This is a genomic window from Cryobacterium sp. N22 (genome assembly GCF_002929555.1).
Lineage (GTDB): Bacteria > Actinomycetota > Actinomycetes > Actinomycetales > Microbacteriaceae > Cryobacterium.
Genome location: NZ_PJJP01000030.1, coordinates 75,427 through 87,897, shown reverse-complemented (window position 1 = coordinate 87,897; position 12,471 = coordinate 75,427). Strand labels below are relative to the sequence as shown.

Genomic DNA, 12,471 nt, shown 5'->3' with positions numbered 1-12,471 from the left:
ACCGATGACCGTCAGCACCCTCGCCAGCTCGGTGGCCTCGCCCCGCAAGGCCACCGCCGCGATCCTGGCCAACACCGTGCTCATCGTGATCGCGCTGTGCTTCCTGCTGCCGTTGGCCTGGCTGGTCCTGGCCTCCCTCGACGTCAAGGCCACCTACCAGACCCAAATTCCCGAGCAGCTGTCCCTGGCCAACTTCGCCGCGGTGTTCAACCCCGAGCTGACGTTCCTGCCGCTCTGGAACAGCCTGCTGCTCTCCGGCGGCGCCGCCGTCGTCACCGTGCTGGCGTCGGTGCTGGCCGCCTACCCGCTCTCCAGGTACACCATGCGCTTCAACAAGCCGTTCATGTACGGCGTCCTGTTCGGCACCTGTTTGCCCATCACCGCGATCATGGTTCCGGTGTACAGCCTGTTCGTTCGACTGAACCTGCTGGATTCGATTCCCGCCACGATCTTCTTCATGGCCGCGACCTCGCTGCCGATGGCCATCTGGATGACCAAGAACTTCATGGACTCGGTCCCGGTCAGCCTGGAGGAAGCCGCCTGGGTTGATGGGGCGTCCGCGATGAACGCCCTCCGGCGCATCGTGGTGCCCCTGATGCGGCCGGGTCTGAGTGTGGTGTTCATCTTCGTGTTCATTCAGGCCTGGGGCAATTTCTTCGTGCCGTTCGTGTTGCTGCTCTCGCCGAGCAAGCAGCCGGCTGCGGTGAGCATCTACAGCTTCTTCGGCCAGTACGGTGCCATCGCCTACGGCCAGCTCGCCGCGTTCTCCGTGTTGTATTCGGTTCCGGTGATCCTGCTCTACGTCCTCGTTTCCCGCGGCATGGGCGGGTCATTCACCATGTCAGGCGCGATCAAGGGTTAGGGAGCGGTACCAGTCATGCATGATGACAGCACACTCGTGGAGTTGCGGATCAGCCGGTTCGTCCGGGAACGGCTCCGGCCCGCCCTCAACCGGGCCGCGGTTCCCCTGACCATCGAATCCTGGGATGCCCCGGGCGAGCCGGTTCCGTTCGCCGACGCCATCCGCCAGGACTACAGCCCGTTCGGCACCGGCCGGGCCTGGGGCCGCCCGTGGGGGACGACCTGGTTGCACATCACCGGCAGCGTTCCGGAGGAGTGGCAGGTCGATGATGCCCTGCGGGTCGAACTGCAGGTCGATCTCGGCTTCAGTAAGGCGACGCCGGGCTTCCAGGCTGAAGGGCTGGTGTGGTCCCCGGACGGCGTCATCCTCAAGGCGGTCGAGCCACGCAACCGCTCCGTCCCGCTGGCGACGGGACCCGGTGGTCGCGTCGACCTCTACATCGAGGCGGCCGCCAACCCGGATGTCACCTCCGGCTTCACCTTCGTCGCCACCGACAAGGGCGACCCGGCCACGGCCGGGGCCACCCCGATCTACCGGCTTCGGCAGGTGGACGTGGTCCTCAAGGACCAGACCGTGTGGGAGCTCCTCCAGGACTTCTGGACCCTGACGGGTCTCATGCGTGAACTTCCCACGGGCCTGGCCCGGCGGGCGGAGATCCTGCGGGCGCTCGAACGCAGCATCGACGTCGTGGATCCCGACGACGTCGCGGGCACGGCGGACCGCGGACGCGCCGCGCTCGCCGAGGTGCTCGCCCGACCGGCGAACGCGAGCGCTCACCATCTGCACGCCGTGGGACACGCGCACATCGACAGCGCCTGGCTCTGGCCCGTGCGGGAGACCGTGCGCAAGGTGGCCCGCACCTTCTCCAATGTGCTGGCCCTGATCGAGCAGAACCCGGACTTCACCTTCGCCGCCTCATCCGCTCAGCAGTATGCCTGGCTCAAGGAGCACTACCCGGAGCTGTTCGCCCGGGTCAAGGCGCAGGTCGCGGCCGGCACGTTCGTGCCGGTGGGCGGGATGTGGGTTGAGTCGGACACCAACATGCCCGGCGGTGAGGCCCTGGCTCGCCAATTCGTGGCCGGGAAGCGCTTCTTCATGGAGGAATTCGGCGTCGAACCACTCGAGGTGTGGCTGCCAGACTCGTTCGGCTACTCGGCGGCGTTGCCGCAGATCGTGGCGGCGGCCGGGTCCCGGTGGTTCCTGACCCAGAAGACCTCGTGGAACGAGACCAACCTGATGCCGCACCACACCTTCCGGTGGGAGGGCATCGACGGCACCCAGATTTTCACACACTTCCCTCCCGTCGACACGTATAACGCGGAGTTGTCGGGGGAGGAGCTGGCTCGAGCGGAGCACCAGTATGCCGAAAAGGGGACGGCCAACACATCGCTCGTGCCATTCGGATGGGGGGACGGCGGCGGCGGACCGACCACGGAGATGATCGCCGCCGCCCGCCGAACCGAGTCGCTGGAGGGCTCGCCGACCGTCGAACTGTCCAGTCCGCGCCGGTTCTTCGAGGCGGCGGAGGCGGAGTACCCCGAACCGCCGGTGTGGCTCGGCGAGTTGTATCTCGAGTTCCACCGGGGCACCTACACCTCCCAGGCGCGCACCAAACGCGGCAACCGCCGCAGCGAGCACCTGCTGCGCGAGGCCGAACTGTGGGCGGCCACGGCATCCGTGCGCTCAGGCGTCGCATACCCCTACGACCTGCTCGAGCAGACCTGGCACACCGTGCTGCTGCAACAGTTCCACGACATCCTGCCCGGCTCGTCCATCGCCTGGGTGCACCAGGAAGCCGAACGCAACTACGCCGCCGTCGCAGCCACCCTGACCGAGCTGATCGAGACGACGGTGCGGCAGCTGTGCTCAGCCGGCGACGGCACCGTGCTGCTGAACGCGGGCCCGTACGCCCTCGACGGAGTGGCGGGCCTGGCCGGCGCGGACGCCACCCACCCCGATCCGGCGGCACCGGCGGCCGACGTCACCCTGACCCGCACCGCGGCGGGCCTCGTGCTCGACAACGGACTCGTGGCCGTCACCATCGACGCCGACGGGCTCTTCAGCTCGGTCTGGGACGTGATCGCGCATCGCGAGCTGGTGCCGGCAGGGTCCCGCAGTAACCTGCTGCAGCTGCACCGGGACACACCCACCCAGTGGGACGCCTGGGACATCGACGAACACTACAAGCGGAACACCGTCGACCTGACCGCGGCCGAGTCCGTCGAGGTGATCCTGGACACACCCGAACGGGCTCGTGTGCGGGTCAGCCGTTCCTTCGGCTCGTCCCGCGTGGTCGAGGACATCACCCTGTCGGCGGGGTCGCCGGCGGTGGACCTGCACTTCGACCTGGACTGGCACGAACGGCAGAAGCTGCTCAAACTGGCGTTCCCGCTCGACGTGAACGCCGACCGGGCCGCCTCGGAGATCCAGTTCGGCCACGTCTTCCGGGCCACGCACACCAACACCTCCTGGGATGCCGCCCGCTTCGAGACTGTCGCGCACCGCTGGGTGCACGTGGGCGAGCCCGGCTACGGGGTGGCCGTGGGCAACGACTCGACCTACGGGCACGACATCAGCCGGTCCCCGCATGCCGCCGGCCGGTCCGCGACCACCGTGCGGCTGTCGCTGCTGCGCGCGGCGGTGTTCCCCGACCCCGCCGCCGACCAGGGCCGGCACGAACTGCGGGTCTCCCTGCGGGTGGACTCCGGCATCCCCGAGGCCGTGGCCGAGGGCTACCGGCTGAACCTGCCGCTCCGCACCGTGACCGGCGTCACCGACACGACAGTCGAGCCCCTGCTGCGGGTCGACAACCCGGCGGTGGTGATCGAGGCGGTCAAGCTGGCCGAGGACCGGAGCGGCGACCTGATCGTGCGGCTCTACGAGGCGCACGGCAACCGGTCGACGGCGCGGCTCATCCGGCACTTCGAGGCGACGGATGTGGTCGAGACCGACCTGCTCGAGCGCCCGCTGGCCGAGCCCCGCGTCGAGCTCGCCGGCGGGGCGCCCCTCCCGCTGGAGTCGCACGCCCTCAGCCTGACCCTGCGCCCGTTCGAAATCGTCACGCTGCGCTTCATCCGCCCCTGACCGTCTCGCGAAAGCGGCCATGTGGTCGCTTCGCGGGGGCGGAGGCAGCCACGCGCCCGCTTTCGCGGGAGCGGTTAGACCAGCAGCTGGTGCTTGGCGAGGTCGCGGTACAGCGGCGTGGAGAGCACCAGCTCGGAGTGGGTGCCGGTACCGACGACCTCGCCGTGGTCGAGGACCACGATCTGGTCCGAGTCCACCACGGTGGAGAGCCGGTGCGCGATCACGATCAGGGTGCGGTCCACCGCAACGGCGTCGATGGCCTCCCGCATCAGCTGCTCGTTCATGCCGTCCAGGCTCGAGGTGGACTCGTCCAGCAGCAGGATCGGCGGTGCCGCGAGCAGCGCCCGGGCGATCGCCAGGCGCTGGCGTTCTCCGCCGGAAAGCTTGACGCCGTCCTCGCCGACCGCCGCGCCGAGGCCGGCCGGGTCGCGGTCGAGCACCTCGCCGAGGTTCACGGCGTGCAGCACGGCCACGCACTGCTCGTCGGTGGCGTCCGGGGTGGCGAGGGTGAGGTTGTCGCGGAGGGAGCCGGCCAGCACGGGCGCGTCCTGCTCCACGTAGCCGATCTGTGAGCGCAGGTCGGTGCGGTCCAGGCTCCGGATGTCGAGGCCGCCGAGCCGCACCACGCCGGAGTCGGCGTCGTAGAACCGCTCGATCAGGGCGAGGATGGTGCTCTTGCCGGCGCCGGATGGGCCCACCAGTGCGGTGCGCAGACCACGGGGTGCGCTGAATGACACCCCGCGCAGCACCGGCGTCGGAGCGGCGGGGCCGGCCGACGCGGCTGTCGTGTCGGCGCCGGCGAACTCGGTCGTGGCGTCGGGGGTGGTGCCGTCTTCGGCGGCGAGGACCGCCTGGGCCACGGGGCCGGGTCGCACGGCGGCCAGCGGTTCGCCGGTGGTGGCATCCGTTGTGGCGAGCACGGTGGGGGCGTAGTGGAAGCGCACGTCCTCGAACGCGATCGCCGGCGCCTCCGGGTTGACCTTGGCGTTGGCGGCACCCACGACGATGGCCAGCGGCGCGATGTCGCGGTCGAACTGGTCCTCGCTGGGCAGGTCGATGATCTCCTGGATGCGGCCGAGCGCACCGAGCGCCGAGTTGACCGAGGTGATCGCGCCGAAGAACTGGCCCAGCGGCATGATCATCATGAACAGGAACAGAATGAACGAGACCAGGTCGGCGATGGTGATGCTGCCGTCCGCCACCCTGAAGCCGCCGACGCCGAGAACGACGAGCAACGACACCTGCAGGGCGATGCCGGCGATCGGCACTACCAGGGCCGAGACCTTGGCGACCTTGATGCCCATCTGCCAGGCGCCCTCGGCGTCCTTCTCGACGACCGCGATCTCGCGGGCGGTGGCGTTGGCGGCGCGCACCGTGCGCACGGCGCTGATGGCCCGTTCCACGCTGGCGGCCAGGTCGCCGACCTTGGTCTGCGCGGCCAGGCTGGCGGTGCGGATGCGCTGGGACAGCAGCACCACGGTGACCACCGAGACCGCGATCACGAGCACCGTCAGGCCGAGCAGAACCGGGTCGATAATGAGCATCGCGATGATGGCGCCGATGAAGGTGAGCGACCCGCCGATGGCCTCGACCGCGCCCTGGGTGAGGACGGCGCGCAGCAGGGTGGTGTCCGAGCTGACCCTGGAGACCAGGTCGCCGGTGCGGCGGGCGTCGAACTGGCTGATCGGCAGGTTGAGCATCCGCCCGATCAGGCGGCGGCGGCTGGAAAGCACCACCCCCTCGCCGGTGCGCTGCAGCAGGTAGTGCTGGTAGCCGCTGATCAGCGCGGAGACCACGACGAGGGCGACGAGCGCAGTGACGATGTTGTCCAGCGGGTCACCGGCCTCGACGAGGGTGATCACCTGGCTCACCAGCAGCGGCTGGGCCAGGCTCGCGGCGGCGCCGAGCACGCTGAGCACCACGACCACGCTGAGCACGGCCTTGTGCTCGGACAGGTAGGGCAGTAGCTGGCTGAAGGATGCCCGCGGCCCCTCGGCCTGGGCGCCGCGACGGCCCATCCGGGAGCGGGTCTTCGGTGCGGGGGCGTCGGACGCGGGGGTGCTGGTGCCGGGGGTAGTCGTACTCACCAGTCGAGCTTAACCGGCGCTCGCGCGGATTATCTGCGGCCGTACTTCTTGTGCACGGCCTGACGGGAGGCCTCCAGTGCGAGGGCGATCAGTTGCCACGGCGCGTTCGCGTTGCGGGCCCGTCGCACCGCAGTGGCCTCGGCGCGGTCGAGTTCGCCGCGCAGCCGCTTGATCGCCCGCAGCGTCTCGATCGGGTCGCCGGAGCCGGCGTCACCCACCAGTGTTCGTCCCGAGTCATCCAACATGCCGTCAACCCTAATTGACGCCCAACCTTCATGTCAACCAAAATTGACACCCAGAGGGCGCGGAAGCGGCCATGTGGCTACCTCAGCGAACTGAGGCAACCACATGACCGCTTTCGCGAGCTGGGGTGCGAGCTGGGGTCGGGGCGGCGGTTAGCGCTCGAGGTCGAGGTCGCGGGTCTCGCGGCTCAGGTACAGCGCCACCAGGGTGATCAGGCCCATCACCGAGAGGTAGATGCCCACCCAGAACGGGCTGCCCTCGCCGAGGGTCCAGAGCCACACGGCGATGAACGGGGCCACGGCCGCGCCGAGAATCGAGCTCATGTTGTACGCGAAGGCGGAGCCCGTGTAGCGCACCTGAGTGGGGAACAACTCGGGCAGCAGCGCGCCCATCGGCCCGAAGGTCATGCCCATCAGGGTGAAGCCGAGGATCAGGAAGATCATCACACCGATGAACCCGGCGCCCAACAGCGGCACGAAGAGGAACCCGAACACCACGATGCCCGCGGTCACCCAGAGCAGCGTGCGGCGGCGGCCGAACCTGTCGGCCCAGGGGCCGGAGGCGAGGGTGAAGACGCCGAAGAACAGCACCCCGCCGATCATCATCAGCACGAACGTCGTGTAGCTGTAGCCCAGGCCCGCCACCGGCGCATCCGTCGCCGCGCGGCCGTAGCTGAGGCTGAACGTCGTCATCAGGTAGAACAGCACGTAGGTGGCCAGCATGATGAACGTGCCCAGGATGAGCTCACGCCAGTTGGACTTGAATACCGCGGCGAGCGGCAGCTTGGCGACCTTCTTGGTGGTGACGATCTTGGTGAACGCGTCGCTCTCCACCAGGCGCAGGCGCACCCACAGGCCCACGATCACCATGACGGCGCTGAACAGGAACGGCACCCGCCAGGCCCACTCGAGGAACGCGTCGGACGGCCGGGTCGGGTCGTCGGAGGGCAGCAGCAGCGCGATGAGCAGGAACAGGCCGTTCGCGATGATGAAGCCGAGCGGGGCTCCCACCTGCGGGAAGGTGCCGTACCAGGCGCGCTTGCCCTTGGGGGCGTTCTCGGTGGCCACCAGGGCCGCGCCGCTCCATTCGCCGCCGAGGGCGAAGCCCTGGGCGAGACGCAGGATCACCAGCATCGCCGGGGCGAGCCAGCCGACCATGGCGTAGGTGGGCAGCAGCCCGATCAGGAACGTGGCGATGCCCATCGTGAGCAGCGCGCCGACCAGGGTGGCCTTGCGGCCCTTTTTGTCGCCGAAGTGGCCGAAGAACAGGGCGCCGAGCGGGCGGGCCACCATGGCGGCGCCGAACACCGCGAACGAGGCGAGCAGGGCCGCGGTCTCGTTGCCGGACGGGAAGAACAGGTGCGGGAAGACCAGGACCGCGGCGGTGGCGTAGACGTAGAAGTCGTAGAACTCGATCGTGGTGCCGATGAGGCTGGCCAGGATGACTCGACTGCGCGGGTTCGTGGGCGCGGGAGCGACGGCTGTGGCCGCCGCGGTGGATGCTGACATAGGTGTGGTGCTCCGAAGGGAAGGGAAATGGCGTGACTGGGTCTGGGCGCGAGACGGCGGTCAGTCGTCTGGGGCGGACGGGGACGCTTCAGGAAGAGGTCGGCCGCTTGTGGCGGCCGGATTCAGCCTACATTCGCGCCGGGGCGCCGGACGAATCCGCCGCGGGGGCCGCGGCCGTGACCGCCGGGACGCGGGGGAGGGCGACGGTGACGTGGGTGCCGGTGCGGCCGTCGGACTGCAGGTCGATGGTGCCGCCGAGCCTGTCGACGAGTCCCTTCGTAAGCGGCAGGCCGAGCCCGGTGCCCGCCAGCAGCTCGGCGCTCGCCGATCTGAAGAATCTGTCGAAGACCCGCTCGATGTCCTGCGGGGGGATGCCGATGCCGTTGTCGCTGACGGTGAGCAGCACGCCGTCGGCGTCGGCGGTGCAGCCGACCCAGACCTGGCCGTGCGGGGGAGTGAACTTGACGGCGTTCGAGACCAGGTTCGTGAGCACCCGGCGCAGGTCGGTCTCCGAGCTGCGCACGTCGAACGGTCCGGCGCCGAACTCGGCGGTCAGGCTCACCCCGGCGGCGTGCGCCTGCGGGGCCAGTTCCTCGACGCACTCGGCCACCAGCGCCGCCAGATCGACGGGCTCGGCCTGGCCTGCGTCGGTCTGGGTGCTCATCTTGGAGAGGTCCAGCAGGTCCTCCACCAGCTGCGCCAGCCGGTGCGAGTTGCGCACGATCACCCGGGTGAACCGGGCCTGGTCGGCGTCGAGCTCGGTGTCCTCGAGTTCCTCGGCGAAGCCGAGGATGCTCGTGATCGGGGTGCGCAGTTCGTGGCTGACCGACGAGACGAAATCGTCCTTCTGCCGGTTGAGCTCGAGCAGGGCCTGCACCACCTCCTGTTCCCGGGTGAGGACATCGTCGCGCTGGGCAAGCTCGGCGGCGAGCAGTAGGACCGAGCTGGCGTAGGTGACCAGGAAGATCTGTACGAAGGCGCCGGCGGTGGCGATGGCGGTGCCCTGGCCGCCGCCGAAGTAGCCGATCCCCATCGAGGTCAGCCCGGAGGCGACCAGTGCCGTTCCGCACAGCTCCCAGGCCACGATCTTGATCCCGAACCTGAATGCCGCCCAGGTCAGCAGGGGCAGGACCAGGAACGAGATGGGCACCGACCGGCCCGGCCCGTACGCCACGACGAGCACCAGGAGCATCACGCCCACGTGGATGAGCAGTTCCAGGCGTCGCTCCGGCCGGCCCGGAACGCTCCGCACCAGGGCGAGCGGCACCAGCACGAAGACCGCGAACGCGTGCGAGGGGATGGCGGAGAGCAGCACGGTGCCGAAGTCGCCGCTCTCGAACAGGACCAGGGTGCCCGCCGCAACGACCCCGATCGTCACGGCACCGCACACCACCGCGATGGCGAACCGGAGTACGTCACGCACCGTGTGCAGCCGGGCGGGTTCGTCGCGGGTGGCCAGGATGCCGGTGACCACCATCGCCTCGAGGGCGTTGGCCAGCCCGAATCCGATGGCAACGGGCAGCGGACGACCGCCGCCGAGGTTCGAGGCCACGCCGACCACGACGACCAGTCCCGCCACCAGCCAGCGTTCCCTGCCCCTGGCCACGCACAGGGCGAGCACGGCCGCGGCGGCGGCGGGCCACCAGTGGGCGACGCCGGTCTGGGGCGGGGTCGCTGCGAGAGAGGCACGGCCGAGGCCGTAGGCCACCAGCAGGAGCAGAAGTATTGCCGCGTACCGCCATTGGCGCGGTGCGACCCAGAGCGACGCGACGAGATTGTTCACCGGCGTAGTGTCTCCCCCTGTGAAACCGACCGCGGCGCGATTGGATAATGTCAACGTAGCGTGTCGTGTGCCCAGTGCGGGTGACACGCGCGAAAGATAAGACGCCGAACCAGGGGACACGCCGCATGCCACGCATATTGATCGTCGAGGACGACGAAGACGTCAGGGCCCTGATCGGCCACAAACTGCGCCGTGCCGGACACGAGGTGTCCGAGGCGGGCGACGGCGAGGAGGGCCTCGCGGCCGCCCGCTCCGGCTCGCCCGAGCTGATCGTGCTGGACTGGATGATGCCCAAGCTCACGGGCATCGAGGTGTGCGCGCAGGTGCGCGCCGACACCGCGCTGACCCAACCGCGCATCCTGCTGCTCACCGCCAAGTCGCAGGACAGCGACATCGCGCTGGCCATGGCGACGGGCGCGGACGGCTATCTGATCAAGCCGTTCCGCGCCAACGACCTGCTCGAACGGGTCACCGCGCTACTGGAGCCTCGATAGTCCCTAGCGCTCGCGCAGGGCCTTGAGCACCACGGCCGTGGCCAGCGCCGCGGTGGCGGCCTCCTCGCCTTTGTCCTCCTTCGAGCCGGGCAGCCCGGCCCGGTCCAGGCCCTGCTGCTCGTCGTCGAGGGTGAGTACGCCGAAGCCCACCGGCTTGCCGGTGTCCAGCGCCACCCGGGTGAGGCCATCCGTCGCCGCCGCCGAGACGTACTCGAAGTGCGGGGTGCCGCCGCGGATGATGACCCCCAGCGCCACCACGGCGTCGGCGCCGCTGTCCAGCGCCACCTTGCTCGCCACGGGCAGTTCGAAGCTGCCGGGCACCCGCACCAGCGAGAAGCTGGCCCCGGATGCCTCGAGCACCCGGGTGGCCCCGGCGATGAGGCCGTCGGTGATCACGTCGTGCCAGCGGCCGGCGATGATCACCACCTCCAGTCCGGTGCCGTCGACGTCGATTGCGGGGGAGCCTGCTCCACTCATAGTGCGAGTCCTTTCACGATCTGGTGTGCTGAGATGTCGTGGCCCATACGGTCACGCTTGGCGGCGAGGTAGTCCTCGTTGTGGCTGCCCACGCCAACGACCAGCGGCACCCGTTCGGTGACCGTCACGCCGTAGGCCTGGAGCTGGCGCGCCTTCTCCGGGTTGTTGGTGAGCAGCCGCACCGAGCCCAGGCCCAGTTCGTCGAGGATGGCGGAGGCCGCGCCGTAGTCGCGGGAGTCGGCCGGCAGGCCCAGCGCGAGGTTCGCGTCGAGGGTATCCAGGCCGTCCTCCTGCAGCTTGTAGGCGCGCAGCTTGTTGATCAGGCCGATGCCGCGACCCTCCTGGCCGCGGAGGTACACCACCACGCCGCCGTCGCGGTCGATGGTGTCCAGCGCGGCCTGCAGCTGCGGCCCGCACTCGCACTTGAGCGAGCCGAAGGCCTCGCCGGTGAGGCATTCGGAGTGCACCCGCACGAGGGCGCCGTCCCGCGGGGTGCCGGAGACGATGGCGACGTGGTCGGCCCCGGTCATCCGGTCGCGGTAGGCGCGCACCTGGAACGAGCCGTGTTCGGTGGGCACCGTGGTCTCCACCTCGAAGTCCACCCGCGGCGATTCGCGGATCGGGCTGACCGAGGCGAGGTCGTCGTCGCAGTGGAACTCCTGCAGGTGCGCGATGAGGTCGGCGATGGTGATCACCGGCACGCCCTCGCGCTCGCCGAGCAGGAGCAGCCCGGGCAGGCGCATCATCTCGCCGTCCTCGGCGACGATCTCGGCGATCCCGGCCACGGGGGTGAGCCCGGCCAGCTTCATCAGGTCGACCGCGGCCTCGGTGTGGCCGTCGCGCTCCCGCACCCCGCCGTCCATGGCCCGCAACGGCAGGATGTGGCCGGGCCGGTTGAGGCTGGCCGGCGTGGACGTCGGCTCGGCCAGCACCCGCAGCGTGTGCGCACGGTCGGCGGCGCTGATGCCGGTGCTCAACCGGTCGGAGGCGTCGACGGTGACCGTGTAGTTGGTGCCGCGCGGGTCCTCGTTGTTGAGCACCATCACGGGCAGGTCGAGGGTGTCGGCGATGTCGTTGGTCATCGGCGCGCAGATGAAGCCGCTCGAGTGGCGCACGGTCCAGGCGATCCACTCCTGGGTGGCCAGTTGGGCGGAGATGATCACGTCGCCCTCGTTCTCGCGGCCCTCATCGTCGGCGACGATGACGGGCTTGCCGAGCCGGAGTGCCGCCAGTGCGGTGGGGATGTCGGCGAGGCTCATGGGGTGCTCCTTAGAACTGCGGATGGTTCGGATGCTTCGGTCGAGGGGGCGGCGGCGCTCGCCGCGAGGGCGAGCATCCGCTGCACGTGCCGGGCGAGGATGTCGGTCTCCAGGTTGACCCTGTCGCCCACGGTCAGGCCGCCCAGCGTGGTGGCGGTGAGGGTCTCGGGGATCAGCGACACCTCGAACCACTGGTCGGGCAGCTCTGCGGGCGAGATGGTGCTCACCGTGAGGGAGACCCCGTCGATGGCGATCGAGCCCTTGTCCACCACCAGCGGCGCCAGAGCCGCATCGAGGCTGAACCGCACGACCCGCCAGGCGTCGCCGGGCACGACGGTCAGCACCGTGCCGGTGCCGTCGATGTGGCCCTGCACGATGTGGCCGCCCAGGCGGCCGCCCACCAGTGCGGCGCGTTCGAGGTTCACCGGGGTGCCCTCGGTGACGCCGGCGAGGGTGGACATCGACAGGGTCTGCGCCATCACGTCGGCGGTGAAGGTCGAGGCGGTCTGCTCCACCACGGTGAGGCAGACGCCGCTCACCGAGATGGAGTCGCCGTGCCCGGCGCCGTCGACCGCGAGCGGGCCGCGGATGGTGAGGCGGGCGGCATCCGCCGTGCGCTCGATGCGCTCGACGGTGCCGAGTTCCTCAATGATTCCGGTGAACATGGTGGTCCT

10 protein-coding genes are annotated in these 12,471 nt (G+C 69.8%); 3 read left to right on the top strand and 7 right to left on the bottom strand.

Annotation, left to right across the window (positions count from 1 at the left end):
* Positions 1–4 precede the first annotated feature (4 nt).
* On the top strand, positions 5–862 hold the full coding sequence (locus tag CXY76_RS06540; RefSeq protein WP_104163431.1) for a carbohydrate ABC transporter permease: 858 nt from the start codon (positions 5–7) through the stop codon (positions 860–862).
* Between the two features lie 15 nt (positions 863–877).
* On the top strand, positions 878–3,946 hold the full coding sequence (locus CXY76_RS06535; RefSeq protein WP_104163430.1) for a glycoside hydrolase family 38 C-terminal domain-containing protein: 3,069 nt from the start codon (positions 878–880) through the stop codon (positions 3,944–3,946).
* 74 nt (positions 3,947–4,020) lie between these two features.
* On the opposite strand, the gene CXY76_RS06530 is transcribed toward CXY76_RS06535, so the two are convergent.
* The 4 genes from CXY76_RS06530 to CXY76_RS06515 all read right to left on the bottom strand — a co-directional run bounded on the left by CXY76_RS06530 (position 4,021) and on the right by CXY76_RS06515 (position 9,567).
* Positions 4,021–5,964 carry an ABC transporter ATP-binding protein gene (locus CXY76_RS06530; protein WP_104163429.1) on the bottom strand — a complete coding sequence of 648 codons (1,944 nt, stop codon included), beginning with the start codon at positions 5,962–5,964 and terminating at the stop codon, positions 4,021–4,023.
* A 98-nt stretch (positions 5,965–6,062) separates the two neighbouring features.
* Positions 6,063–6,278 carry a hypothetical protein gene (locus CXY76_RS06525; protein WP_104163428.1) on the bottom strand — a complete coding sequence of 72 codons (216 nt, stop codon included), beginning with the start codon at positions 6,276–6,278 and terminating at the stop codon, positions 6,063–6,065.
* A 150-nt stretch (positions 6,279–6,428) separates the two neighbouring features.
* Positions 6,429–7,784, bottom strand: coding sequence for an MFS transporter (locus CXY76_RS06520; protein ID WP_104163427.1), 1,356 nt, complete (start codon positions 7,782–7,784; stop codon positions 6,429–6,431).
* 127 nt (positions 7,785–7,911) lie between these two features.
* Positions 7,912–9,567: an ATP-binding protein gene (locus CXY76_RS06515; RefSeq protein ID WP_146073389.1), complete on the bottom strand. Its 1,656-nt coding sequence runs from the start codon at positions 9,565–9,567 to the stop codon at positions 7,912–7,914.
* Between the two features lie 125 nt (positions 9,568–9,692).
* On the opposite strand from CXY76_RS06515, the gene CXY76_RS06510 reads away from it, so the two are divergent.
* The gene (locus tag CXY76_RS06510) at positions 9,693–10,061 is read left to right on the top strand and encodes a response regulator transcription factor (protein WP_104163425.1); all 369 of its coding nucleotides are present in this window, start codon (positions 9,693–9,695) and stop codon (positions 10,059–10,061) included.
* Positions 10,062–10,064: 3 nt separating this feature from the next.
* Here the strand turns inward: CXY76_RS06510 and ribH are convergent, their stop codons facing one another.
* From ribH to CXY76_RS06495, 3 genes are read right to left on the bottom strand one after another with little or no spacing between them, the layout of a single operon-like run.
* Positions 10,065–10,538 (bottom strand): 6,7-dimethyl-8-ribityllumazine synthase, encoded by a 474-nt coding sequence (gene ribH, locus CXY76_RS06505; protein ID WP_104163424.1) that lies wholly within the window; start codon positions 10,536–10,538, stop codon positions 10,065–10,067.
* Entirely contained in the window at positions 10,535–11,797 is a 1,263-nt protein-coding gene (ribA, locus tag CXY76_RS06500; protein WP_104163423.1) for a GTP cyclohydrolase II, read from the bottom strand. The genes ribH and ribA overlap by 4 nt, the downstream gene beginning before the upstream one ends.
* Entirely contained in the window at positions 11,794–12,462 is a 669-nt protein-coding gene (locus tag CXY76_RS06495; RefSeq protein WP_104163422.1) for a riboflavin synthase, read from the bottom strand. Before CXY76_RS06495 ends, ribA begins: the two co-directional genes overlap by 4 nt.
* Positions 12,463–12,471 lie beyond the last annotated feature (9 nt).